This is a genomic window from Methanolobus vulcani, assembly GCF_006546655.1.
Taxonomy (GTDB): domain Archaea; phylum Halobacteriota; class Methanosarcinia; order Methanosarcinales; family Methanosarcinaceae; genus Methanolobus; species Methanolobus vulcani_A.
This window is the reverse complement of the sequence record NZ_VIAQ01000006.1, coordinates 1-23,093: the sequence shown is the minus strand read 5'-3', so window position 1 is coordinate 23,093 and position 23,093 is coordinate 1. Positions and strand designations below refer to the sequence as shown.

Sequence of the window (23,093 nt, the reverse complement as noted above, 5' to 3'; positions counted from 1 at the left end):
TCCCTCAAATGAAAATCGTATATTGGATTACAGGTATCATTATTTATATTTAATCTGACAAATGGATACGCTTTACCTTCTTCTTGTGTACAATCTCGGGCGTAATGGTCTTTCCCTCTAATACTATTGGTTTACCTTTTGCAAGTTCTCCAAGCATTGGTCCTGGAGGGATTCCCAATTCCTTTGCTGCTTTCGGATCAAATTTTTCACTGATGATACAAAGTATATTCTCATCAGGAATATATTTTATTTCATAATGCTCTTTTAGTATTTTAATGCATTCATTTGTAACGTTCTGCATAGCACTTTTTGTATCTGCTCCCATTCCCAGTATTGTATTTGAAAGAGTTCCGTTATTTCTCTCCATGTAAATGGGTGCACAGCGTTCAAGCATTTCTTCAGTAAGCTTTCGGTTAGTTTTGACCGTTTCCTGGAATAGTTTTTCATTGATGCTGTAAAGGGCGATTTCATCATATTTTTCGTCTTTATGCCTGGATTTTTCTATTTGTGATCTGAATACCTCTGTAGCTCTGAACTTTCCATCTGGACAGAGTTTATTGCACCTGTTCTTAATGTTCATAAAAAGATTCCACGGTACCTTTCCAATCTCCTGGATATCACTCTCTCTTAGTAATATGTAGTGCAGTTCATCTATCAGGCTGGAAAGTCTGTCTCTTTCTTTTGCACTCATGGATTTCCTGTCAAAATATGCAAAATCAGCTCCCGATTTCTCAAAAGCCTGTATCATCATGTTTCTATCTACAAAGGCTAACTGGTAGTCCGGGAAATTATGGCCGAACGTAACTTCTGCATTCAGTATAAGTTCAGTTTGTCTTAAAGCATAATGTCCTCCTCCAAAACCAACAGCAATGGGGATGTATGCAGCACCATTCTCGCAGGATGTGAATTCTTTAATGGCTTCGAGTATGGCTTTTGCTGCAATGCTTCCTGCTTCTGGATAATTCCACTGTGTTTCAGAACTTCCAATCTCAGCATAGACCATTGGTGTTTTTAGTTCAGTTGGTCCGTGGTGAGTGGATTCCATATTCACTTCATAGCCAATATCGTCAGAGAGTTTCTGCATGTTTTTCAAAATAAGGCGTAACATATGTGGTGCAGCCACTGACAACTCCTTTGGTCTTCCTCCAAAATCTGCTTTATCCGGGTTTCCTGTAAAATGAGCAGTGAGTACAGATCTTCCATCGCTGCTTTTATGTTTTGAAGCGACAATTATCAAGTCAGTATCGTATCCTGACGACTTCATCTTCTCATCGATTCTGTCTTCGTAAATGTGATGCCCTTCAATTTCTAATATTCTCATTTCCTGATTATTGTAAACTGAAATGAGTTCTTTCCAATTATCGGGGGTCTCATCTATTTTATCCCAATATGCATTTTGAAGTAGGTGTTCTTTTATGTTCTGGCTTGCTGCGTCAGCAGCAGAACACAATATGTTAATCTTCTTCATGTTCTGTAGTCCTATCTCAGTTTCAGTGTTTTAAATAATTATTTTTCTCTCACTAACTTTAATGCTTATGATGTATTCATCTGGGATGAAGTTTTATCCTGGTATTAATCTTATAATTTGTATTTGGAACTAGGGACCGTTACAGGGTGAATCCAATTATGTATTTCTTAAAAATCATTTAAAGACGTGATACATTGGCTGATATAACAATTAATGGTGTATTGGTAAGAAAACTGGAATATGCAGGTTTTATGTTAAAATCCGATGAAATGGTACTTTACATCGACCCCAGTGGACTTGGAAATGAAAAGATTCCGGAAGAGGATATGGCTGACCTTATTCTCATCACGCATGAACACTTTGGTCATTGCGATCCGGATTCAATCCGAAAGATTCGCAAATCAGATTGTACAACGCTTATTCCTGAAAAAATTAGCTTGCAGTTCAGGGCTGATGCCAGGAGGGTAATGGAAGGTGACTCTTTAACAGGGGAATTAAGTATTAAGGGAGTGGATATCGAAGTTCTTCCTTCTTATGTTTCATGCGAGTCAGGCCGTTCCCTGGATGAGGGCGTAGGCTATTTCTTCTGTTTTGGAGGTCTTAATATTTATCATGCAGGACATTCATGTGATATTGCAGACATGGAGGGTCTTTCACCCGATGTTATAATGTTAACTGTAGGTGATGAACAGCTATATAGTATTGATAAAGCAGTGGACATCCTAACTAAACTTTCACCTGATTATGTTATTCCTATGTGTTATGATGGTGCAAAAGATATTGAGACGTCGGAATTTGTAAAATCAATAAAGTCAAAGCTTCCAACCACTGAGGTCTTACTCATTTAACTTCCCGGTGTTTATTCATGGCAAAATCCCGAAAAAAAAACAAGGCAATTGCCCGTAGCATTGCACAGGAGCGAATAGGGTACCTTTTCAGCCTTGCAAAAAGTGAGTTTTCAGAGAAGCCTGAAATGAGTAAAAGATATGTTGCACTTGCCCGCAAAATAGGTATGCGTCACAGAGTCAGTATCCCTTCTGAATTGAAAAGGAGCTTTTGCAAAAATTGTGGTTCTTTACTATTGCCGGGAAAAAACTCCAGGGTGCGTTTAAATGATGGCACTATTATTATAACATGTCTGGATTGTGGAAGCATCAAAAGATATCCTTTTGACAAAGAAAAGAAAGACTGATCATGGGTTGATCCATGCGAGCAATTTTGTTGCCAGGTAAGTTACTGTGAATATTATTACTCCCATGGTTATGTAGAGGAATATATTTCTGAAAACCACCTCTTTTTCAGAACCGGCTTTAATTCCTAATCCACAGGCGCATCCTCCTCCACATGAAGTACACGAGGTACAACTGGTATTTTGATTTTCTGTCTCTGTTTTATCAAATAAAGGAATTGTTGTTTTTTCAGACATTATTTGCCCTTTTCTTCTCTATTCTATTAGTTTCTTGCCGTGGGAATCTGGAATGTATATATTAACAGCTTTTAGAACTTTGTTTGTAATGAAAAACAGAACGACGAGAGGGGGATTCGAACCCCCGAGATGCAAAGCATCACAGGATTAGCAATCCTGCGCCATACCGGGCTTGGCTATCTCGTCATATTTATCGTGTTCGTTCCTAAATGCAATTCAGGTATTTAACGTTTTCCGGGTTAAAGTGACAGGCACGCCCGAAGTCGCTGCCTTTTCCATAATCAGGTGGTCTGGAACTTCTTCTCCACCCCGCAACCCTCCAAGCGACGATTGTCTACGGTAGGCCTGCTCCCTTCCGGGCCTGGGCTGGTTCCCGCAGTTAAGATATAAGTACATGCTCTCCAGTAAGCACCTATATCAACGTCATCCAAGCAGGACGGGGTTTCTCAGTTGAAATTACAGGTTTGAAAATGGTCCAAACATCTTCTTCAGGCTTCGTCTCCCGCATATCGGCGATTTCGGGTTACAGGTAACGCCGGCCTACCCAGACTAGCCTGCCACCCTTAGATATGCATTACTGGTTATAAAAGTATCCTTTGGCAGAGTTAGCATGGTTGTTGTTGTTCTGAAAAGAGTTTCTGGATGGATACATGTAAAAGTAATATATAGAATGCTAGACAATAATTAGTTAGGAGGCTGAAAATGGAAGAATTGATTGGATTTGTAACAGGTAACAAAAATCGCCAGAAATTACTCGCTCTCTTGGGTTCTAAACATCAACTAGATGCAGGAAAACTTGCCCGTAATATGCATATTGCACGCCCATCGGTAGAAAAGATTGTGGAAGAACTGCTTGAAAAAGAGTTGATAGTTCAGGAATCTGATATGTATATGCTCACTGAACTGGGTGAATCTCTGGAACGCAAGGTTCAGAGTATCTGATTATCTTTTCATTTTCTTATTTTTTTGTTAAAATTATATATCTGGTTTCATATCAGGGTGTCTGTCCTGAGTTTAATTCCACTCTCGGTGATTGCATATTCTTTGATGGAACGCTTATGCTTTGCACCTCTGGATTTTGTAACACACATATATCGGCGGTCTCTTGCTTTTGAATTATGCAATATGAGCACGGAATCCATTATTGTTGAGATATCTATCTTTTCATTACCCGGGCATTCCGAAGGTTTGATGTCTGTGGTGAACAAAGATGTGATGTTCTTACTTTTCAGGTAACCTGTGATTGAATAGATGTATCCTCTAAGTTCAAGCATATCAGGCATCGATATTTCCATATGGTTTGTACCATCAAAAAAGACCCTTTGAATATCGTTTGTTTCGGCAATTTCTTTAATTCTATCTGCATGTTCTGCCGGATATATCTGATTGGGGTTTGTACAGATAAAATGCAAAAGTCCTTTATTGATATATTCTTCTAAGTTCCACCCCATCCTTCTGGAATCCAGTATTATTTGATGAGGCGTATCTTCAAAAGTGATGACCATTGCAGCTTCGTTGTTTTCCAATCCCTGTAATATGAATTGTAATCCGAATAACTTCTTGCCAGTACCCGGGACACCTGCCACAAGCAGGCTGTTATATCGGTATAACCCTCCTCCAAACATACTGTCAAGGCCAGGAACTCCAATTTCAACCCGCGTGTCATCAAGATTTATTTCCTTCACCGGTTTCAGGTGTGGGTATACGGTAAAACCGGATGAATTGATGTCGTAGAGGTATTTATGTGTTGTAATTTCTGAACGTTTTCCGGGATCAATTCCTCTCATTTTAATAAATTCAAGGCGATGATTTGCTCTTGCGTTCCTGTCTTCTCTTGTAAGGTATATTATTCCATCAGATAGGTGGCTGACTACGGAATTGTGGATTTCTGTTTTGATTAGTTCTCCAACCAAAAATGTAATCATATTCCTTTCTTGCAGCATGGAATCAAGTGTATAAAAGAATCTTCTTTTTTCCTGTTCGATGAACCCATAGCCCAGTGGTGTAATGGGATCAATGACAAGTCTGTCAGGTTTTATTGATTCAAGGATGTTCCCTATTTCTATTAACGTGGTCAGTGGGTCTTTTTCAGCCAGTTGCCTGTTAATTGGATGAATCTCAAAGGAATCTTCATAAAATTCAAGTGTTGAATTATAAAGCATCAGTTTTTCAGGACTTTCAGTTGTAATTGGGATGTAAAGTGCTTTCTCTCCATTTTTGGAAGCGTTTGATAACATCTGCAGTGACATTATCGTTTTTCCCACGCCTGCAGTCCCTGCTACCAGGACTGTGGAGGGCGACATTATTCCTCCTATGATTGTATCAAGTCCTTTGATACCACATGAAATACGTTTCAATTTATCCATATTATCTCTGTTTTCTGTCGTCTGCATAAAGTTTATTCGTTAATTTAATATATACTTTTATATAATTACTTGTTGGTGAAAATAGGTGAATTACAGATGTCCTGTTTGTGAAGGTAAAATGAACCGCTGGAGATACCCTGTACTAAAAAGATATGATCACTTTGGCCGCACACTGGCAATCTATAAATGTGTTGAATGCGGCCATGAAGAAATGTATCCTGACTTATAATTTTTAGAACATTGAATACACTTCTTCGTGAGGATGGATCACAAATCCACCTGGAGTTATATCATATGGGTGGATCTTCTTGCTGTGGTCTGATCCTCTCATCTTGTATATTTCCATACTCCTCATTCTGACGTTCTCATGCCTCTTGTAGTATAATACTATAGTACCGTCAGTGACGAAGTTTTCAACACCAAATCTTGAAGGTTTGGATTCATCGATAAGTTCACATGTCATCATGGATGTAAGACCAATGACTTCCAGGGTAGTACTAAGTTTGAGAAGTTCAATTCTGATTTTTGCGGGGTCCTGCAAATAGAAGCTAACAGAAGTTGTTGAATCGACAAGTGCACGCTTTGCATTGATCTCTTCTTGTGTAGCTATTATCTGATCCATCATGGATCTGATGTCGAATGGTCTCACATCAACATATTTTTCTTGAGAAGGAATGCCTATCTTAGTTGAGCATGCATCAATAATTACGAGTTTGTTTTCATCTTCAAGTGCCTGAAGGTCCCATCCAAACTTAAGGACGTTCTCCCTTATTTGTTCGGGCCTTTCTTCAGTTGCCACTATGATTCCGTTTTCTCCGTATTTCGTGATTCCATTGTAGATAAATTGTATGGAAAAGTTTGTTTTTCCCGCACCTGATGTACCTGAAATCAGGTATGTTCTGTCGCGTATCAGGCCGCCGCCACATAATTCGTCAAAACCGGGAATGCCTGTTTTGACGCGATTTGTTTCGTCATCCATTGATATTTCTTCAGAAACTGCACCATCGAACATCTTATTTTTTCACTCCTAATAATTGGTAAATCCATCGTTGATTATGTCGAATATTTTCTGAATATTGCCAGACTTTTATTTCATGTCCCTTTTATGTAGTAACATATATAAATATATTGAACTATTAGAATTTCAAGGCATTGATTTTTTCGATTTTCTGGAATTAAGCAAAATCTGGCATCGACGATTTATGAAGGTTATTTCATGATTTGCCTATATTTTCTTCAAAAATTAAAAGTGAGTTCGACATTTACCGTCGAATGCATCGATGTTTGCCAATGCAATGCGATAATTGTCCAGTTTTAGACCACAAAAGATTTAATACGGCAATTGTTTAATAGAACACTTGTAATCCAATATGACGGGATTAGGAGGGTGATGAAGTCTCCTTCGGCAAAAGACGAATTATGTTGTTTGTCTGAAGCCAGGAGCTAATAGGGCGAAATTCGCTTTATTCTTTGATTCTCACTCTTTTATTATGAATAAATACGGAGGAAAATTTAATGAAAAGATTTACAACTATCGCATTAGTTGCCCTCATTGCACTTGCAGCATTAATTGCACCTGCAGTAGCAGTTGAGGACACAGTTGAAGTGCGCAGTGAAGTCTTCAACGGTGCAAATTTCACTGAAATATTTGCCGCTGAATCAGGAGATATCATAATCAATGCCACAAACTTTGCAGGTTTCTGGTATGACCTCGACGAAGGTCTCTCTAGTGAAGAACTGAGAATTGTCAATGGTTCCACAGACGGTGACAATGTAATCTATAAGGAAGGCGGTCTTTATTACAACGCAACTATTAAGCAGACTTCCTATGAATGTGCAGATTTCTCAGTTGAACCTGCTGACACCCACCCAGATGACAACGATACCTTCCCAATCATTGGTGTCTTTGCAGAGGAATATGTTCCTACTGCAGATGATGATGCAGGACAACTTGTAAAACTCCTGCTCGACAATGATGATAAGTACACACTCACAACCGGTTCCGCACTCGAACTTGCAGGAGGCTATGAACTTACTGCAAAGCAGATCGATGTAGATGGTGAACAGGTCTGGATGGAGCTCTCCAAGGACGGAGAATTTGTCGAAGATGAAGTCATGGATATTGATGGTAACGAGAATACCTGGGACTATGAAGTTGACATTGGTGACGAAGATGATGTTATTGTCTTCAGAGTATACGTTTCCGATGTATTCCAGGGTCAGGTAGACAGTCTTGCAGTTGTAGAAGGTCTCTGGCTTGTCGATTACGAAGACGTTCTTGAAATCGAAGAAGATGATGAATTCGGAGAGCTTGAAGTTGTAACTATTGATGATACAATCACAATGTACAACTCTAATGCAATCACTCTGTCCAATGACGATACTATTGACATTGCAGAAGGTATGACAATCGAGACTGCAGATTCTGATGCAGGCGATCTTAGATTCTATCTTATCAAAGAATATACTGATGCAGGTACTTATGAGGTAAGAGGTTCTGTTGCAGAAGGTATCGGTCTCGCCACCTGGGATGCAAGCACCTTCGCTGGCTTCTGGTATGATCTTGATGCTGACAAATCCTCAGAAACACTTAACGTCACTGTAACCGGTACTAATACTGTTGCTAAGGAAGGCGGCATCTGGTACAATGCAACTATCCAGCAGACTGACTATGAATGTGCTGATTTCTCAGTTGAACCTGCTGACACCCACCCAGATGACAACGATACCTTCCCAATCATTGGTCTTTTCGCAGAGGAATATGTTCCTACTGCAGATGATGATGCAGGACAACTTGTAAAACTCCTTATTGACTCTGATGACAAGTACACACTCACAACCGGTTCAGCACTCGAACTTGCAGGAGGCTATGAACTTACTGCAAAGCAGATCGATGTAGATGGTGAACAGGTCTGGATGGAGCTCTCCAAGGATGGAGAATTTGTCGAAGATGAAGTTATGGATGTTGCAGGTGACGAGAATACCTGGGACTATGAAGTTGACATTGGTGACGAAGATGATGTTATTGTCTTCAGAGTATACGTATCCGATGTATTCCAGGGCCAGGTAGACAGTCTTGCAGTCGTAGAAGGTCTCTGGCTTGTCGATTACGAAGACGTTCTTGAAGTCGAAGAAGATGATGAATTCGGAGAGCTTGAAGTTGTAACTATTGATGATACAATCACAATGTACAACTCTAATGCAATCACTCTGTCATCCGACAAGACAATTGATCTTGCAGAAGATATGAAGCTCAAGACAGCTGACAACGATACACTCAGATACTACCCATTCGTCGAGAGAACAATCGGTGAAAGTGCACCAGTAACTGAGGAAACTCCTGAGGAAACTCCTGAGGAAACTACCGAGGAAGTAACCGAAGAAACTCCTGAGGAAGTAACCGAAGAAACTACCGAGGAAGTAACCGAAGAAACTACTGAGGAAGCAGAAGATACTACAGAACCTGTTGAGGAAGACTCCCCAGGATTTGAAGCAGTCTTTGCAGTAGCTGGTCTTCTTGCAGTAGCATACCTCGTCAGAAGAAACTAAATTTTAAAATAAAGAAGGGTTAATCCCTTCTACTTCTTTTTTTAATTAATATTCTTAATCCAGAGGTGTAACCATGTTTAAAAAAATCATAACGGTTTTATTAATTAGTCTTCTTATACTGTCAATATCCGGTTGCACGGATGAGGTTGTTGAAGAAACCCCTGCAACTGAATCGGATAATGTTACTACTACTATTACTACAGTTACAGTTGATAATATCCCTGAAGGTTCTAACAGTACTGGTCTTTTACCTGTAGATGTTCTTCCTGACGGCTATGTGTTCCTTGGATCTCACGAACTCTCCATTGATGATGTGGAAGGTGATTATGTTTCGGTTTCCGGTATTCTAGGAGGAGCTGAAGGATTTTATAAGTATCAGGATTCCACAGATGCCTATATTAATATCATAGAGCTGAACAGTACAAGTTCCGCAGAAGAATTTATCACGGAATACCAGGCAGGTTTTAATGGTCTTCGATCAGGGGATCGCTTTACGGATGTTTCCGTTAATGAACATTCTGCCGTAATGGTACTTGAATATGTGACAATAGGCACAAGCGATATAGAAAGACACACTTACATATGGAACAATGGTGTGTATGTATTTGTTGTACATGGCGCAACAGAAGATGAAACTGTTGTGAGTATGTTGGCTGAAGCAACCGGGTATTAACCCGGAATCTTTTATTTTTAATGATTTGTGCAAACAGTGGGCCTTTCAATCGATACGCTTTAATATGACTTTGCCCTTTTACATGCTGCACTGCCCGGATAGCCTAGTTGGTTGGGGCGCCAGACTCATAGGGAATAAACTTCCGTGCGTCCAAAATCTCCTGAGATATCTGGAGGTCGCGTGTTCGAGTCACGCTCCGGGCACTCTTTCTTATTTTTCTTTTACTTTAACGCAAAGCATATATGTTGCAAGTCTGTAAGGTAAGTCATGAACTTTCAGATACTGGATGCTGATTACATAGGGCACGAAAGTGGCCCGGTGGTTCGTCTTTTTGGCAGGGCTGAAGACGGACAAAGCGTCTGCTGTTTTGTACCGGGATTTGAACCTTATTTCTATATGAATGCAGATGGAGAGCTTGATAAGCTTGCCATTATGTTGAAAGAAAGGTTTGATGTAATCAAGAAGGTAGAGATTGTTCCTAAATTTGAACCTGTAGGTTATCAGGTTTCAAAGAAACCAATGTTGCGCATTACTACCATGGAACCTCGTAATGTTCCTGAAATACGTGATGATGTTCTGACTCTCCCCGGTGCCAAAGAGGTATATGAAACCGATATCCTGTTCAGAAACCGTTTTATGATTGATATGGATTTTCATGGTATGGGTTGGGTCACAACAGAGAAGATCTCAGAAAATCCATTCACTAACAACAATATATACTGTGATTCTATTTTCACAGCTTCTTCTGTAAAAGAATCTGAAAGGCTCTCCAGTGCACCGCTTAAGCACGTTTCTTTTGATATTGAATGTCTTCCTATAGATGGATCAATGCCTGTCCCGGAGACATCACCTGTCATTATAATCAGTATGTCTTTCAGTCCTGCATTTAACGGTCATGACACTCTTGTTCTGGTGTCCAAAAAAGTAGAAGGGGCAGATGAGGATGTACTAAGTTTTGATTCCGAGGCTCAGATGCTTAACAGGTTCTTTGAGTTGTTCCAGGAATATGATGCAGATATTGTATCAGGTTATAATATCAATGATTTTGATATCCCTTATATTGCTGATAGGGTTGCTGTCCTTGCAAACTCCGGGGAAACCATCAGGCCAACGGTCGGGCGTGATGGCAGGGTATTGAGTTACCGTAAGATTGGTAATAGGACAATGGTGTCCATCCCTGGTAGGGTTGTTGTGGATGCATTGCCACTCATACGAAGCCAATACAGTCTTAAGCGCTATACACTCCGAAATGTGTCAAAAGAGCTTTTGGATATGGAAAAACTGGATGTTGCGCCTTCTGAGATGGAAGAATACTGGCGAGATGATGGCGAGAAGCTCCTTAAGTTCATAGATTATGCCCGCAGGGACTCTGAACTTGCAATAGCGCTTATCTTAAAACTTCGTCTACTCGATAAACACATAGCAGTAGCCCAGGTGAGTGGCTCTCTCCTGCAGGAAGTCGTTGATGGTGGCCAGACTTCAATGGTTGATAATCTTCTTTTGAGGGAATATGGTAAACATGATCGGGTTATTCCTCCAAAGCCAAGTGATGAGCTTGTAGCGATGAGAAATCGTAGTAGTGAAGGTCTGAAGGGCGGTGAAGTACTTGAGCCTAAAAAAGGACTGCTTGAGAATGTTGTGATTCTTGACTACAAATCACTTTATCCAACTATTATGATGGCACACAACCTGTGTTATACAACTGTTGTGGAGCGGGATCGTCCAGAAGGCAGCGAAACTATAATTCCTCCCTCTGGTGGTGAGTTTGTTTCTGCAGATGTCTCCAAAGGAATAATGCCATCTATTCTTGAAAGTCTGCTTCAGAGAAGGGTTGAAACTAAAAAGAAAATGAAAAACGCATCAGATGATGCAGAATATCGTGTTCTGGATGCTACTCAGCTTGCACTGAAGATTCTACTTAACAGTTTTTATGGTTACTCCGGATATACTCGTGCAAAACTTTACAGTCTCACTCTTGCAAACGCTGTAACCAGTTTTGGCAGGGAGAATATTCTCAATACGCGTGCTCTTATTAATGGTGGCATCAGTAAGGTTATCCTGAGGGACGGTTCTGCTTATTTTACAGAAGAATTATCATCTATTGAACCTGATGATCATGTAGTGTCCCTGTCAGTAGTTTATGGTGACACAGACAGTGTTTTTGTGCAATGTACCTCTAAAAAGGATTTTTCTCTTGATGATGGCGGCCTGTTAGGCAGCAAAATTGCTTCAACAGTTTCAGCCTCGCTTCCGGATCCTATGGAATTAGAGTTCGAATCGATTGCAAAACGTGCTCTTTTCATTGCAAAGAAGCGTTATGCTCTATGGGTATTTGAACGCTCTGGAGATGAATGGAAGGGCGGTATAAAAGTAAAGGGTATGGAAACAGTTCGCAGGGATTGGTGTGAGTTAACTTCAAAGACTCTTAACCGTATCCTTGAGATGGTCCTTAAAGAAGGTAATGTTGAAGCTGCTGTGCAACATGTCAGGGGCGTGGTTGATGGTGTAAGAAATATTGATGTCAGAAAAGATTCCGATATCATTGAAGACCTGACCATGACTCGCATGTTCTCCAAGAAAGCTTCCAGTTATAAAAATAAACAGCCACATCTGACTGTAGCTGAAAAAATAGAGGAAAGGACAGGAACGCCTCCACCAGTGGGGGAGCGTATTCCTTTTGTGATCATAGCAGGAAAAGACCTTTTTGTAAATCGTGCTGAGGATCCCGAATACGTGAAGGATAACAATATTCCTATTGATGTAGATTATTATATCAAAAAGCAGTTGTTGCCACCTGTAGAACGCATTCTGGGTGTTTTTGGAGTGGATATAGCAAACCTTGATTATGATTCAAAACAAAAAGGTTTGTTCGATTTCTCTGACAAGCCACAAGAATCTCCTGTAAAAAAGTTTAAGCAAAAGGAAACAGAAGTAAAAACCCAGCAAACACCTGTGGACAAGAAGTCACAGAGTTCGCTGTTTGATTTCTAAATTTTAATTGTTTTATTAGATCAATTAAGATCCTTTCTTTGAGCTTCTGCAATGTAAACTATGCTTTCGCATATATTGCATGCATGATCTCCAATTCTCTCAATGTAGCGCAGCACGAATAAAAGATGTGATGCGTTTGTAATTATGCTATTATCTGCTGCCATCATTTCTATGAGCTCTTTTTCAATGGCATAGAATGCTCTATCTATCTCATCATCTTTTTTTGCAGTAGCTTCAGCAAGTTTTGCATCATTTGTTTCAAAGGCTACCATCGCCTGTTCAAGCATTCCGCTGGCAATTTCTGCTATCTTTGGGATGTCTACAAGAGGTTTGACATGATCTCCTTCCATGTCTTTTGCAATCTCTGCAATATTCACAGCAAGGTCGCTCATTCTTTCGATATCTATTGCTATTTTAAGACATGATGTGACAAATCTCATATCTCCTGCAGTAGGGCTTTGGAGTGCTATGATCTGGGTAATTGATTTTTCAATTTTCATTTCATAATCATCGATTAGCTGGTCTCCGTCAATCACTCTTTTTGCCAGCTCTTTATCAAGCTCTCTCAGAGCTATTATTGAGTTGTCAATAGCTTCATGCGCCAAATTCCCCATTTCATTCATGTCTCGTTTCAAAGAATTAAGACTATCATAGTATTTTGTACGTGTCATTTATCCACCCTGATTATAGTATGCTTATCATTCTATGTAGTTTTAGCTGCTTTTTTCTCCCTTTTGCAAAAACTTATTCTTCCAGATATTTATGCCAATTACCATTAACAAAAAAGTGAAGATTCAAGTGTTTAATAGGAACTTTGAATCTTTTATTTTGGATCTATGCGTATTTTTAAGCTATCAATTGAGATTAACTCGCTGGCCTGTTGCCATATAAACAATACTCTCACAAATGTTGCATGCGTGGTCTCCAAACCTTTCAAGGTAGCGAAGTACAAGCAGGAGGTGCGATGCATTGTTTATGAGGGAGTTGTCCTCTATCATTAATTCTATAAGCTTAGTTTGTGTTCCGTAGAATAGTTTATCGACTTGGTCATCCTTCAGGGCTATAGACGATGCCAATTCATGGTCAAGTGTCTCAAAGGATTTGATTGTCTGTTGCAACATTTCATCACAAATGTCTGCCATTTTCAGAATATTATCCTGTTCTGTATGATCTGTTCCCATGCATTTGGCAACATTCGCAATATCGACTGCAAGGTCACTCATTCTCTCCAGATCAATTGCTATTTTAAAACAGGAAATTATTAATCTCATATCTCCTGCTGTAGGGTTCTGGCGTGCAATTAACTGAGTAGAGCATTTTTCTATTTTTAGTTCATAATCATCTATTGCCTCGTCGCCCTGGAATACCTTCTCTGCCAGTTCGGCATCCTGGGTTTTGAGCACCTGTATTGCTCCAAGCATTGCTTCATGGGATAATTTCCCCATTTCAATAACGTATCCTTTGAGTGTTTCCAGATTTTGTTGGAATATATCACGTGCCATATAACTTCACCCGAATCTGCCAGTGATATAATCTTCAGTTTCTTTCTTCTGTGGATTTTCAAAAATCTGGTTTGTTTTACCAAATTCTATCAGGTCACCCAACAGGAAGAATGCTGTATAATCAGATATCCTAGCAGCTTGTTGCATATTATGTGTAACAATGACAATTGTGTAATCTTTTTTCAGCTCAAGAATCAGGTCTTCTATCTTACTTGTGGAGATGGGGTCCAGTGCACTGCATGGTTCATCAAAGAGTATCACTTCAGGTTTTACTGCAAGTGTTCTTGCAATACAGAGTCTCTGTTGCTGGCCACCACTAAGGTCAAGGGCTGAGGCATCAAGTCTGTCTGAGATCTCTTCCCAGAGTGCACCTGATTTGAGTGCATGTTCAACAATTTCTGGCATCTCTTTTTTGCTAAAACCATGAATCTTGGGTCCATAGGAAATATTGTCAAAGATTGACATTGGGAAAGGATTTGGTTTCTGGAAAACCATTCCTACTTTTTTTCTGAGATCAACAACATCTGTTTCCCTGGAGTATATATCCTCATTACTAATGTTGACCTGACCTTCTATCTTACAGGTAGGAATAAGATCGTTCATCCTGTTGAGGCATCTCAGGAATGTAGACTTTCCACATCCTGATGGGCCAATAAAGGCGGTCACGCTGTTCTTTGGGATATCGATTGATATGTCGTGGAGTGCATGTTTCTCTCCATACCAGAGGTTAAGGTTTTTTACCTCAATTTCGGTACCGTTATCGTAAGTTTCTGGCATATGTTATCCTCTTGATTTTATGCAAAATGGACTGATTTATTATCTTTTGAGTTTTTTGCGATAGTGAGATCTGACGGTGACTGCTATCACATTTACAAATAATACTAATGCAAGCAATACTAGTGCCGTACCATATTGGATAGGCCTTGTCTGGGAAATGCTGGTTCCAGCAGTGGCAAGTACATACAGATGGTATGGAAGTGCCATGAATTGTGAAAATATAGTACTTGGGAGTCTTGGGTAATAATATGCAGCACCAGTTAGCAATATTGGTGCAGTTTCTCCTGCAACTCTTCCTATTCCCAGTATCGCACCTGTTACTATTCCCGGTATTGCAGCAGGGAGAACTACTTTTCTGATCGTTTCCCATTTAGTAACTCCAAGGGCGAGTGATGCTTCCCTGTATTCTTTTGGAACAGTTAGAAGTGCTTCCTGGCTGGCTCTTATAATAACTGGTAATATCAATAACGCAAGTGTCAATGATGCAGCAAGAATCGAGTCTCCAAATCCGAAATATTTGACAAATACTGCAAGCCCGAACAGTCCGAAAACAACTGATGGCGTACCTGCAAGGTTATTAATTGCCATCTCAATTGCCCATGTTGTCCTTCCTGGCTGGGAATACTCTGTCAGGTAAATTGCTGAAAGGATTCCAAGAGGAAGCGCAACAAGCATCGAGCCTATAATCAGATAGATCGTTCCAACAATTGCCGGATATATCCCTCCTTCTGTCATTCCTTTTCTTGGAGCTTCTGTAATGAATTCGATACTCAGTACGCTGTACCCATTGGATATAATGTCATATAGGATTATTACAACGAAAGCAATAACCATGGCTGTTGCAATTTTTAATAGCGAAAATGCTATTTTTTCATTAGTTTTTGCATTGAATATCATGGTTATCACAGGTTGAACCTATATCTCCTTTTTATATAGTTGGCAATTATGTTTATGATAAAAGTAGTTATGAAAAGTACAGAACCTATTGCAAAAAGTGCATGGAAGTGGTCGCTTCCCTGTGGAACTTCTCCCATTTCAAGTGCAATTGTAGCTGTCATCGTTCTTACTGATGTGAAAAGGCCTGAAGGAAATCCTGGAATAATTGCTGAGTTACCTGAAACCATCATTACAGTCATGGTTTCGCCGATAGCTCTTCCGATTCCTAACATTACGGCTGCGGATATTCCAGATAATGCTGCTGGAAAAGTGACCTTATAAATTGTCTGCCATTGTGTGGATCCAAGTGCAAGTGATCCTTCTTTTATACTTCTGGGCACTGAACTAATGGCATCTTCTGAGATTGATATGATGGTGGGCAAGGCCATTATACCAAGTATTATTGAACCGGTGAGTGCTGTCTGGCCTGTAGGGAGTTGTAAAGTTTTCTGAACAATTGGTACAAGTACTACAAGGCCAAAAAAACCATAGACTACAGACGGTATGCCTGCAAGTATTTCTGCAACAGGTTTCATGATGTTTGCAAATCTTGGGTCGGCTATTTCAGAAATATAAATTGCTGCGGCCAGTCCTAATGGTACCGAGAATAGTATTGCACCGACGGTCACTACAAAAGATCCAAGAAGCAGAGGTAAAAGCCCGAATTGTGGTTCTTTAGCTGTTGGTAACCATCTTGTATCGGTCAAGAAATTGATAATTGAATAATCTTTGAATAGGAGCACACCTTCTTTAAATAAAAAGATACAAAGAAGGATAAGGGCAATCACTGCCACTGCTCCTGATGCGAAAAGCAGTGATTCTATGCCCTTTTCCTTCAAGTTTCTGGTTAACATCTATCCTCTAAGCTGTTGAATACTTAGTTTACTGGGAAGTATCCGGATTCGGAGACTACATCCTGTCCGGTAGCACTGAATACGTAGTCTATGTATTCCTTTGCAAGTCCGGTTGGTTCGCCATTAGTGTAGTAATAGAGTTGTCTTGCAAGTGGGTACTCGCCGCTTGTAATCATTTCAGGGGTAGCTTCTACAAGTGTGCCATCTCCTGCTGCATCAAGTGCAAGTGCCTTTACATTTTCATCAAGGTATGCATAACCGATGTATCCGATTGCCTGTGTGTTGCCTACTACGGATTCCTTTACAAGTCCGTTATCAGACAGTGCAAGTGCATTCTCTGTAAATTCTACATCGTCTCCGAGAACTTCTTCCTTGAAGTATTCGTATGTTCCTGAGGAACTGTCACGGCCTACAACACTGATCTCAGCGTCTTCTCCGCCTACTTCTGCCCAGTTGGTTATGGTTCCTGTGTAGATGCCTTTAAGGTCTTCAAAAGTGATTTCTGTAACCGGGTTCTCTGGATTTACAACAACAGCAATTCCATCCCATGCAATAGCGTGTTCTACTGGATTGATTCCATTGCTCTGAGCTTCGTCTACCTCAGAATCTTTTATGGATCTTGATGCCTGAGCGATTTCAGTAGTTCCATCAAGTAATGCAGCAATTCCTACTCCTGATCCGCCACCTTTTACGGTGATAATTGCATCCGGATATTCATCCATAAATGCTTCAGCTTCAAGTGTGGAAAGTGGAAGTACTGTGGTTGATCCTGTTACACTGATCTCTCCTGAAACTGTTGCTTCTTCAGCAACGTCTTCAGTTGTAACATCTTCTGTAGTTGTATCTTCGTTATCTACACAACCGATTCCAATGAATGCGGCTGCAATAATTAACATTACTACTGAACAAAGTGTAATGTTTTTGAATAATTTTCCTGATATCATATTCTGGTTCACCATTTTATTATGGGTTCTACGTAACTTGTCAGTGAACCATTACAAAATCGATACATAAGGGTTATGTAAGTACAATATATATTCCTATATTTCAGTTACTCGCGTACATTGGATATATAGCAGCTATATATCTATATAGTCAATGCATATTTTCATTAGATTCAAAAAATCATAAAACGCATATACTTCTATGGGGATATAGGATACTATGCCAGATATTCTTATCAAGAACACTAAAGTCTTTGTCAATGATTATCTTCAACCCGCAGAGGTTCTTATAGAAGATGGAAAGATATCCCGTATTGCAAAAGAGATAGATGTTCAGCGTCTGAATCAGGTTATTGATGCCAGGGGTTCACTTACTCTTCCTGCCGGTATTGATGTCCATGTCCATTTCCGCGATCCGGGATTAACTGAAAAGGAAGACTGGTACACAGGATCGTGCTCTGCCGCATCAGGTGGTATCACTACTGTTATTGATCATCCGAATACTATTCCTCCTACCATTGACAAGAAAACTTTTAAGGATAAGCTCAAAATAGCTAACCGTAATTCCATAGTGGATTTTGGACTTTATGGTGGGGTAACAGGGAATATTGATAAACTGCCAGAGTTGTGGACGAGTGGTGCTACTGCTTTTGGCGAGATATTTATGGCAGAATCAACTGGTGCTCTTAATATTGATGAAAAATGTCTTGATGAAGCACTGGCTGTGATGAAACAACTTGATGCTCTGCCATGTATCCATGCGGAAGATGACAAAATCCGGCTGGAATGTGAGGCTTTCCTTAAGAATGATTATGCTCCGGATTCTCACTCCCGCGCTCGCCCGGATTATTGTGAGGCTATTGCAGTTGAAAAAGCTATCAAACTGATACGCAAGAACGGAACAAAAGCGCATTTCTGTCATATAAGTGCCATGGGGTCCGTGGGGCTTTTGCGTAAAGAACGTTATATTGATACAAAAGGGGGCGGTGTTCCAATGATTACAAGTGAAGCCGCACCTCATCATCTATTTCTCTCCACCAAGGACTGGGACCGTCTAGGTTCATTTGGCAGGATGAATCCACCTCTGAGGAGTCGCAAAAGTGTTAAGGTGTTACTTAACTCTTTGAATGACTGTACTATTGATGTAGTGGCATCAGACCATGCGCCGCATACTGAGGCTGAAAAGGATACTGACATCAAGAGTGCTCCTTCAGGTGTCCCCGGGGTTGAAACTTTAATTCCGTTGATGCTGGTTGCAGTAAAAAGAAATCTTTTGTCGTTGGGGCGCATGATAGATGTGACAAGTAAGAATCCTGCAAGGATATTTGGTCTGAATCGTTTTTCAAAAGGAGTATTTGCCGAAGGCTATGATGCTGATATCATTATAGTTGACCATTCCAAGGTTACTGAGATCAAAGGTGATGAGCTCCACAGTAAGGCAGGCTGGACTCCATACGAAGGTATGGATGGCATTTTCCCGGAATATACTATCGCGCGTGGTGAAGTTGTGTGGGATGGTGACCTGATTGCATCAAGAGGTCGGGGAAATTTCCTTCCGGGTAGAGGTTACACTTCAAGTGACTCTGAATAAGTGTGTTCATAATTTAGAAAGTGTGGTCATAATACCATAACATTTTAAATATATAATCACATATTATGTACATACAGGTGGTGTGATGAAAACCAAATTCCCCATTCATACTACGTTAAGCGCAGATGCTATTAAAGTTCTCGAAAGATACGAGAAAGAACTTGGCGCAAAGAACGTTGTACTAGAAAAGGCACTTCTTAATCTTGATTCTACACGTTTCAAGGCCAAGCTCGATACTCAGAATATAGACCGTATCATCAAGAGAGTTACAACTGGAATTCCGGGAATGGATGATTTTCTGGAGGGAGGTTTCCCAAAAGGGTTTGCCATAGTTGTGACTGGTCCTCCTGGTACTGGTAAGACTACTTTTTCCATGCAGTACCTTATGGAAGGTGTAAAAAATGGTGAACGTTGTATTTTCTTTTCCTTTGAGGAAAGGGCTCAGCAACTTGTGCAGCATTTTGCAAGATTTGGATGGGATGTTGGAAAGTATATTGATGACGGTTATCTGGAAATATTCGGTATCTCTATGTTGACTTCAGAGGAAATGATGGAGATAATAGATTCACATAAACCTGAAAGGGTTGTTTTTGATTCAATGAATGTCCTTACAGCTCCAAGTGATTTCCGCACTTCAGCTTCGTGGCGTGGACTTCACCGATTACTAAAGAAAAATCAGACTACTGCTATTCTTGTTACTGAGAAATCCCATGGAATAGAAGTAAAGGAATATGATGACTTTGATTTCCTTGGTGATGGTGTTGTTTTCCTTGACTTTATTCAGACAAATGATATTGATACTACTCCAATGCCTGTGATGGCAGTTCAGAAAATGAGGGCGACCCGTTTGGATCATACACCTCAGCCATTCAGGTTCACAAATAACGGCATAGCCAAGTACAGGGCCCTAAACATCCCTTCTAAGGTTCTACAGGACAGAATCGAAAAGAGGAGAGCTGAAAGGCTTGGTGGCGGAATGTCAATGGACGAAGTATGATAATAAACTGGCAACAATTGTTGTCAGGTATATTGCTTTAAAACTACCAGCGCCACCAATACTAATAAAGGCGCTACCTGTTCTTTCTTTATTGAATGTGAGTACTGAGATTATATTTCCTGTAAGTATTCCTCCAACGCCTGCAATGAATGTTACAGATGCGGCATTTTCGGGTGAAACTATAAGTGAGAATGGCAATGCAATAAGGCCAATATAATCTGGTATTACTAATCCTATGCCTCCTGTCATCTCTGAAAGAAGGCTAACTGCGATAACAACTATAAGCATAATTTCCAATGCTGTGTTGTTTGGCTGGGTCAGTAAAAGGTATATTGTTGCAAGTGCAGGGATGACCGCACCACCAACATTTGTGCTTATTGTGGTGTTAAAAACTCTGTCTTTTCCAATGCTCAGTTCTTTTACGACTGGAACTGAATATATGTCTTCAAGGATTGGTGCGTATCTGAATAATTGCTCTGGTTTTTTTGATCGTGTTGTAATTAACGGTATCTCAGCGACCGAACCAAGTAGCATTGCAAAAAGGATGACCATTAGTACAAAGGGACTTATGGTTCCCAGCGAAAGGTATCTTTTATAACAAAGGGCTGCTGTGGGGAGTAATATCAGTACAAAAGCTGCGTATGTCCTAATCTCGGAACTATTAGTGTATCCTCTCATCTGTCCTCTGATAATCATTAGGGTTTCAGAGCTTTTATATTTTTGGTGAGATATACTATTCGTATATCTCAAAAAGTTGGTAATTTAGTAGTAATCAAGCTGTGACTGGAGTAGTTCCTGCCTTTTCTTTTCCAGATAGCTGTAAACACTTCCGTGATTTGCTCCGTCAATCAGCATCTCTATTGCAGTTCTTGCTATCTGATTTTGTTCAGGTGTACCAATTACACTGACCGTCTTTCCATAGACTGACATTTTTACGCCTATCAGTCTTTCAGTAATTTCTCGGGTCTTACCGCCTTTTCCTATTATTCGTCCTTTAAGGCGCAGCAGTTCTTTTTGGGTTCCCGTATGTTTTGAAAGGTCAATGACTTCAAGCATCAGCATATCGTCATCAAACATTGTGAATGTCTTGTCCGGATTGAATCCTCTTGCAATTGCATTGATTACGTCTTCCGCCTTCATGGCTCCGACAGGATCATCTCCTGGTATGATCTCTACAGTTCCTTCTTCACTGTCAATATCCAGACTTGCTGTTGATTTCTCTTCTATTATCTGTTTGACGCGACCCTTTGGTCCGATAATTGCGCCAACTCTGTCTTTAGGAACTTTGATGTGTGTCATAATTGTCTACCTTGTACGTTATAGGTTATTTTCTTCGTTTTTCGCTTCTTTGTTCCTGATCGATGTATACAGTTCGTGTGGATCTTCGTTAATACTATATTTTTTGAAATAGCGTGCTATGTTCTCGATATCTCTTCTCAGGAATTCAATTGATCGGGGATGTTCCCTGGTTACTGACTGGCCCATGTCAATGAATACGGGTTCTTCAGTTTCAGGGATTATTAGTATGTTATACTCACTTAAATCTCCATGAACAAGGTTTGCTTCGTTGTACAGGAGATCGATGTAGTTAATGATTATATTAAATGCTTCCTTTGCAGCTTCTTTTTCCATCCTGTAATCTTTTAATTGGGGGTATGGTATTCCTTCCTCTCCCATAAATTCCATTACCAGGATGTTGCGTTCTGCTACAATGGGTTCTGGTACTCTAAGGCCTGCTTCTTTTGCACGTACCAGGTTTCGTTGTTCTTTTTTTGTCCATGCAAATATTATATCACGTTTTGAATGCCTCACGTTTCTGAAACGCGGGTCTCCGAGGATGTAGTCCTCCATGGAATTGAAGGTACTTGAAGATATTCTGTATATCTTCACCGCTATGTCTTTTTCAGCATCTTCAGCAAGGAATACGTTTGCTTCTTTTCCTGTGCTGATGGATCCTCCAATGGCTTCTATTATTCCTTTATTAGATAATGTATAAAGGGTCTTTAATGTTGGTTCGTCAAAGACGTTCTCTTTTACTTTTAGAGTATCGGTGTCTTTGCGTTTCATCCTTGATTTATCGACTTTGGTGTCGATGCGCTTTACTTTGCTTGTTACTTCTTTTTTCATGTTCTGTTTTATCCTTTCAGGTATCCCTTGCGTTCAAGCCAGTTTACCTGCGGACGTGTATATTTCCATATTACGTCTGCTTTCTCATTCTGAAAGCTCCAGGGGACTGCAATTACAATATCTCCTTCCCGTATCCATGTTCTCTTTTTCATTGATCCGGGGATTCTGCCCATCCTCACGACGCCATCCATACATCTGAGCTTTACATGATTTGCTCCTAGCATGCTTTCCACGGTGGCTAGAATTTCGTTGTTTTCCTTGCGCGGGGTGCGAACTCTTGTGACTTCGCCTGTGTCTGGAACATTGTTTCTTTTCTTGTACTGCAAGCTTATCCCTCTTGCATTTTTCTGGGTTGTGTACTGCTATGTCACATATATTGTTAAAGCTTGCGTAGCTTTGCTTTTGTTTATGATTTTGTTCTTTTTTGTTGATGGTAATTGGTATTATATCCAGTTATTATTCATTTGAAATTAATTAAATACGTAATCTTTATATGCAATGTGTGGTATGTATGAATTCCCTCCAAGGCAGCTTGGAAGGGTCATTAGTTCTTTTCTGTCTATATGGCAGTGAGTTTGATGACGATGCCACAAGTTCCATATAGGATTAAAACATACATATGAAATCCGAGTGGGAATGTGAGCATTTTAGATGTGCTCCAAAGGTTCATCCTTTGGCTTCGAACCTTGTGTTCGAAAGCTATATATACGATGATGGCCTTTGAAGGAGTCCGCGCAAATCGCGCGAAAACACTTACAATCACCGCCTTACAAGTGGAGACAGAAGTTTTTTCTGTCTGACGTTGGATTTGGCAGTTCGGTTAATTCTGACCGGTAGTGTATAACTACTAAACAAAATCAAGGAATTAACCAAACTATGTGCAAATAGGAAA

At 40.1% G+C, this 23,093-nt stretch carries 23 protein-coding genes, 2 tRNA genes and 1 other RNA gene; 10 read left to right on the top strand and 16 right to left on the bottom strand.

What is annotated here, in order from left to right:
• Positions 1 to 49: 49 nt before the first annotated feature.
• Positions 50 to 1,468: a D-aminoacyl-tRNA deacylase gene (locus tag FKV42_RS00625; protein WP_154808313.1), complete on the bottom strand. Its 1,419-nt coding sequence runs from the start codon at positions 1,466 to 1,468 to the stop codon at positions 50 to 52.
• 194 nt (positions 1,469 to 1,662) lie between these two features.
• Here FKV42_RS00625 and FKV42_RS00620 point away from each other — a divergent pair, with 194 nt between their 5' ends.
• Together FKV42_RS00620 and FKV42_RS00615 are read left to right on the top strand one after the other, a co-directional pair.
• Positions 1,663 to 2,316 carry an MBL fold metallo-hydrolase gene (locus FKV42_RS00620; RefSeq protein WP_154808312.1) on the top strand — a complete coding sequence of 218 codons (654 nt, stop codon included), beginning with the start codon at positions 1,663 to 1,665 and terminating at the stop codon, positions 2,314 to 2,316.
• 17 nt (positions 2,317 to 2,333) lie between these two features.
• Positions 2,334 to 2,660 (top strand): ribonuclease P protein component 4, encoded by a 327-nt coding sequence (locus tag FKV42_RS00615; RefSeq protein WP_154808311.1) that lies wholly within the window; start codon positions 2,334 to 2,336, stop codon positions 2,658 to 2,660.
• On the opposite strand, the gene FKV42_RS00610 is transcribed toward FKV42_RS00615, so the two are convergent.
• From FKV42_RS00610 to ffs, 3 genes are all read right to left on the bottom strand, one after another.
• On the bottom strand, positions 2,661 to 2,894 hold the full coding sequence (locus FKV42_RS00610) for a hypothetical protein (protein WP_154808310.1): 234 nt from the start codon (positions 2,892 to 2,894) through the stop codon (positions 2,661 to 2,663).
• 101 nt (positions 2,895 to 2,995) lie between these two features.
• Positions 2,996 to 3,080, bottom strand: a tRNA-Ser gene (locus FKV42_RS00605).
• A 59-nt stretch (positions 3,081 to 3,139) separates the two neighbouring features.
• Positions 3,140 to 3,454, bottom strand: an RNA gene (ffs, locus tag FKV42_RS00600) — signal recognition particle sRNA.
• 142 nt (positions 3,455 to 3,596) lie between these two features.
• On the opposite strand from ffs, the gene FKV42_RS00595 reads away from it, so the two are divergent.
• Entirely contained in the window at positions 3,597 to 3,836 is a 240-nt protein-coding gene (locus tag FKV42_RS00595) for a transcriptional regulator (protein ID WP_154808309.1), read from the top strand.
• 47 nt (positions 3,837 to 3,883) lie between these two features.
• Here FKV42_RS00595 and FKV42_RS00590 read toward each other — a convergent pair whose 3' ends face one another.
• Positions 3,884 to 5,260, bottom strand: coding sequence for an ATPase domain-containing protein (locus tag FKV42_RS00590; RefSeq protein ID WP_154808308.1), 1,377 nt, complete (start codon positions 5,258 to 5,260; stop codon positions 3,884 to 3,886).
• A gap of 85 nt (positions 5,261 to 5,345) precedes the next feature.
• On the opposite strand from FKV42_RS00590, the gene FKV42_RS00585 reads away from it, so the two are divergent.
• Complete coding sequence (locus FKV42_RS00585; RefSeq protein ID WP_154808307.1) at positions 5,346 to 5,489, top strand: hypothetical protein; 144 nt, start codon at positions 5,346 to 5,348, stop codon at positions 5,487 to 5,489.
• 3 nt (positions 5,490 to 5,492) lie between these two features.
• Here FKV42_RS00585 and FKV42_RS00580 read toward each other — a convergent pair whose 3' ends face one another.
• Positions 5,493 to 6,272 carry an ATPase domain-containing protein gene (locus FKV42_RS00580; protein WP_091710929.1) on the bottom strand — a complete coding sequence of 260 codons (780 nt, stop codon included), beginning with the start codon at positions 6,270 to 6,272 and terminating at the stop codon, positions 5,493 to 5,495.
• 503 nt (positions 6,273 to 6,775) lie between these two features.
• Between FKV42_RS00580 and FKV42_RS00575 the strand changes: the two genes are divergently transcribed.
• The 4 genes from FKV42_RS00575 to FKV42_RS00560 all read left to right on the top strand — a co-directional run bounded on the left by FKV42_RS00575 (position 6,776) and on the right by FKV42_RS00560 (position 12,473).
• Entirely contained in the window at positions 6,776 to 8,809 is a 2,034-nt protein-coding gene (locus tag FKV42_RS00575; protein WP_154808306.1) for an S-layer protein domain-containing protein, read from the top strand.
• 73 nt (positions 8,810 to 8,882) lie between these two features.
• Positions 8,883 to 9,482, top strand: a complete 600-nt coding sequence (locus tag FKV42_RS00570) for a hypothetical protein (RefSeq protein ID WP_154808305.1) — start codon at positions 8,883 to 8,885, stop codon at positions 9,480 to 9,482.
• Positions 9,483 to 9,574: 92 nt separating this feature from the next.
• Positions 9,575 to 9,685: transfer RNA gene (locus tag FKV42_RS00565), tRNA-Met, on the top strand.
• Between the two features lie 64 nt (positions 9,686 to 9,749).
• Entirely contained in the window at positions 9,750 to 12,473 is a 2,724-nt protein-coding gene (locus FKV42_RS00560) for a DNA-directed DNA polymerase (protein ID WP_154808304.1), read from the top strand.
• A gap of 20 nt (positions 12,474 to 12,493) precedes the next feature.
• Here FKV42_RS00560 and phoU (FKV42_RS00555) read toward each other — a convergent pair whose 3' ends face one another.
• The 6 genes from phoU (FKV42_RS00555) to FKV42_RS00530 all read right to left on the bottom strand — a co-directional run bounded on the left by phoU (FKV42_RS00555) (position 12,494) and on the right by FKV42_RS00530 (position 17,486).
• A complete protein-coding gene (gene phoU, locus FKV42_RS00555) occupies positions 12,494 to 13,144 on the bottom strand; it encodes a phosphate signaling complex protein PhoU (protein ID WP_154808303.1) in 651 nt (216 codons plus the stop codon).
• Positions 13,145 to 13,327: 183 nt separating this feature from the next.
• On the bottom strand, positions 13,328 to 13,975 hold the full coding sequence (phoU, locus tag FKV42_RS00550; RefSeq protein WP_154808302.1) for a phosphate signaling complex protein PhoU: 648 nt from the start codon (positions 13,973 to 13,975) through the stop codon (positions 13,328 to 13,330).
• A gap of 6 nt (positions 13,976 to 13,981) precedes the next feature.
• On the bottom strand, positions 13,982 to 14,752 hold the full coding sequence (gene pstB, locus FKV42_RS00545) for a phosphate ABC transporter ATP-binding protein PstB (RefSeq protein ID WP_154808301.1): 771 nt from the start codon (positions 14,750 to 14,752) through the stop codon (positions 13,982 to 13,984).
• Between the two features lie 39 nt (positions 14,753 to 14,791).
• Positions 14,792 to 15,649, bottom strand: coding sequence for a phosphate ABC transporter permease PstA (gene pstA, locus FKV42_RS00540; RefSeq protein ID WP_154808600.1), 858 nt, complete (start codon positions 15,647 to 15,649; stop codon positions 14,792 to 14,794).
• A gap of 5 nt (positions 15,650 to 15,654) precedes the next feature.
• Positions 15,655 to 16,542 carry a phosphate ABC transporter permease subunit PstC gene (gene pstC, locus FKV42_RS00535; protein WP_154808300.1) on the bottom strand — a complete coding sequence of 296 codons (888 nt, stop codon included), beginning with the start codon at positions 16,540 to 16,542 and terminating at the stop codon, positions 15,655 to 15,657.
• Between the two features lie 23 nt (positions 16,543 to 16,565).
• Positions 16,566 to 17,486 (bottom strand): PstS family phosphate ABC transporter substrate-binding protein, encoded by a 921-nt coding sequence (locus FKV42_RS00530; protein ID WP_196213998.1) that lies wholly within the window; start codon positions 17,484 to 17,486, stop codon positions 16,566 to 16,568.
• A gap of 220 nt (positions 17,487 to 17,706) precedes the next feature.
• On the opposite strand from FKV42_RS00530, the gene FKV42_RS00525 reads away from it, so the two are divergent.
• Both FKV42_RS00525 and FKV42_RS00520 read left to right on the top strand, forming a co-directional pair.
• On the top strand, positions 17,707 to 19,077 hold the full coding sequence (locus FKV42_RS00525; RefSeq protein ID WP_154808299.1) for a dihydroorotase: 1,371 nt from the start codon (positions 17,707 to 17,709) through the stop codon (positions 19,075 to 19,077).
• Positions 19,078 to 19,162: 85 nt separating this feature from the next.
• Positions 19,163 to 20,074: an RAD55 family ATPase gene (locus tag FKV42_RS00520; protein WP_154808298.1), complete on the top strand. Its 912-nt coding sequence runs from the start codon at positions 19,163 to 19,165 to the stop codon at positions 20,072 to 20,074.
• Here the strand turns inward: FKV42_RS00520 and FKV42_RS00515 are convergent.
• The 4 genes from FKV42_RS00515 to eif1A form a co-directional block, all read right to left on the bottom strand.
• Positions 20,057 to 20,752 carry a DUF1614 domain-containing protein gene (locus FKV42_RS00515; RefSeq protein ID WP_154808598.1) on the bottom strand — a complete coding sequence of 232 codons (696 nt, stop codon included), beginning with the start codon at positions 20,750 to 20,752 and terminating at the stop codon, positions 20,057 to 20,059. The two genes, FKV42_RS00520 and FKV42_RS00515, sit on opposite strands and share 18 nt — an antisense overlap.
• Before the next feature lie 84 nt (positions 20,753 to 20,836).
• Positions 20,837 to 21,373: a KH domain-containing protein gene (locus tag FKV42_RS00510; RefSeq protein ID WP_196213997.1), complete on the bottom strand. Its 537-nt coding sequence runs from the start codon at positions 21,371 to 21,373 to the stop codon at positions 20,837 to 20,839.
• 18 nt (positions 21,374 to 21,391) lie between these two features.
• Complete coding sequence (locus tag FKV42_RS00505) at positions 21,392 to 22,201, bottom strand: serine protein kinase RIO (protein WP_154808296.1); 810 nt, start codon at positions 22,199 to 22,201, stop codon at positions 21,392 to 21,394.
• 8 nt (positions 22,202 to 22,209) lie between these two features.
• Positions 22,210 to 22,527, bottom strand: coding sequence for a translation initiation factor eIF-1A (eif1A, locus tag FKV42_RS00500; RefSeq protein ID WP_154808295.1), 318 nt, complete (start codon positions 22,525 to 22,527; stop codon positions 22,210 to 22,212).
• Positions 22,528 to 23,093: the final 566 nt, after the last annotated feature.

Bases quoted from the DNA above. Each gene is read 5' to 3' on its own strand.
- FKV42_RS00510 (WP_196213997.1), bottom strand. From the start codon at position 21,373: ATGACACACATCAAAGTTCCTAAAGACAGAGTTGGCGCAATTATCGGA.
- FKV42_RS00575 (WP_154808306.1), top strand. From the start codon at position 6,776: ATGAAAAGATTTACAACTATCGCATTAGTTGCCCTCATTGCACTTGCA.
- phoU (WP_154808302.1), bottom strand. From the start codon at position 13,975: ATGGCACGTGATATATTCCAACAAAATCTGGAAACACTCAAAGGATAC.
- FKV42_RS00505 (WP_154808296.1), bottom strand. From the start codon at position 22,201: ATGAAAAAAGAAGTAACAAGCAAAGTAAAGCGCATCGACACCAAAGTC.
- FKV42_RS00525 (WP_154808299.1), top strand. From the start codon at position 17,707: ATGCCAGATATTCTTATCAAGAACACTAAAGTCTTTGTCAATGATTAT.
- pstA (WP_154808600.1), bottom strand. From the start codon at position 15,649: ATGATATTCAATGCAAAAACTAATGAAAAAATAGCATTTTCGCTATTA.
- FKV42_RS00580 (WP_091710929.1), bottom strand. From the start codon at position 6,272: ATGTTCGATGGTGCAGTTTCTGAAGAAATATCAATGGATGACGAAACA.
- FKV42_RS00515 (WP_154808598.1), bottom strand. From the start codon at position 20,752: ATGAGAGGATACACTAATAGTTCCGAGATTAGGACATACGCAGCTTTT.
- pstB (WP_154808301.1), bottom strand. From the start codon at position 14,752: ATGCCAGAAACTTACGATAACGGTACCGAAATTGAGGTAAAAAACCTT.
- FKV42_RS00615 (WP_154808311.1), top strand. From the start codon at position 2,334: ATGGCAAAATCCCGAAAAAAAAACAAGGCAATTGCCCGTAGCATTGCA.
- pstC (WP_154808300.1), bottom strand. From the start codon at position 16,542: ATGTTAACCAGAAACTTGAAGGAAAAGGGCATAGAATCACTGCTTTTC.
- FKV42_RS00625 (WP_154808313.1), bottom strand. From the start codon at position 1,468: ATGAAGAAGATTAACATATTGTGTTCTGCTGCTGACGCAGCAAGCCAG.
- FKV42_RS00560 (WP_154808304.1), top strand. From the start codon at position 9,750: ATGAACTTTCAGATACTGGATGCTGATTACATAGGGCACGAAAGTGGC.
- FKV42_RS00530 (WP_196213998.1), bottom strand. From the start codon at position 17,486: ATGATATCAGGAAAATTATTCAAAAACATTACACTTTGTTCAGTAGTA.
- FKV42_RS00520 (WP_154808298.1), top strand. From the start codon at position 19,163: ATGAAAACCAAATTCCCCATTCATACTACGTTAAGCGCAGATGCTATT.
- FKV42_RS00610 (WP_154808310.1), bottom strand. From the start codon at position 2,894: ATGTCTGAAAAAACAACAATTCCTTTATTTGATAAAACAGAGACAGAA.
- FKV42_RS00570 (WP_154808305.1), top strand. From the start codon at position 8,883: ATGTTTAAAAAAATCATAACGGTTTTATTAATTAGTCTTCTTATACTG.
- FKV42_RS00595 (WP_154808309.1), top strand. From the start codon at position 3,597: ATGGAAGAATTGATTGGATTTGTAACAGGTAACAAAAATCGCCAGAAA.
- FKV42_RS00590 (WP_154808308.1), bottom strand. From the start codon at position 5,260: ATGGATAAATTGAAACGTATTTCATGTGGTATCAAAGGACTTGATACA.
- phoU (WP_154808303.1), bottom strand. From the start codon at position 13,144: ATGACACGTACAAAATACTATGATAGTCTTAATTCTTTGAAACGAGAC.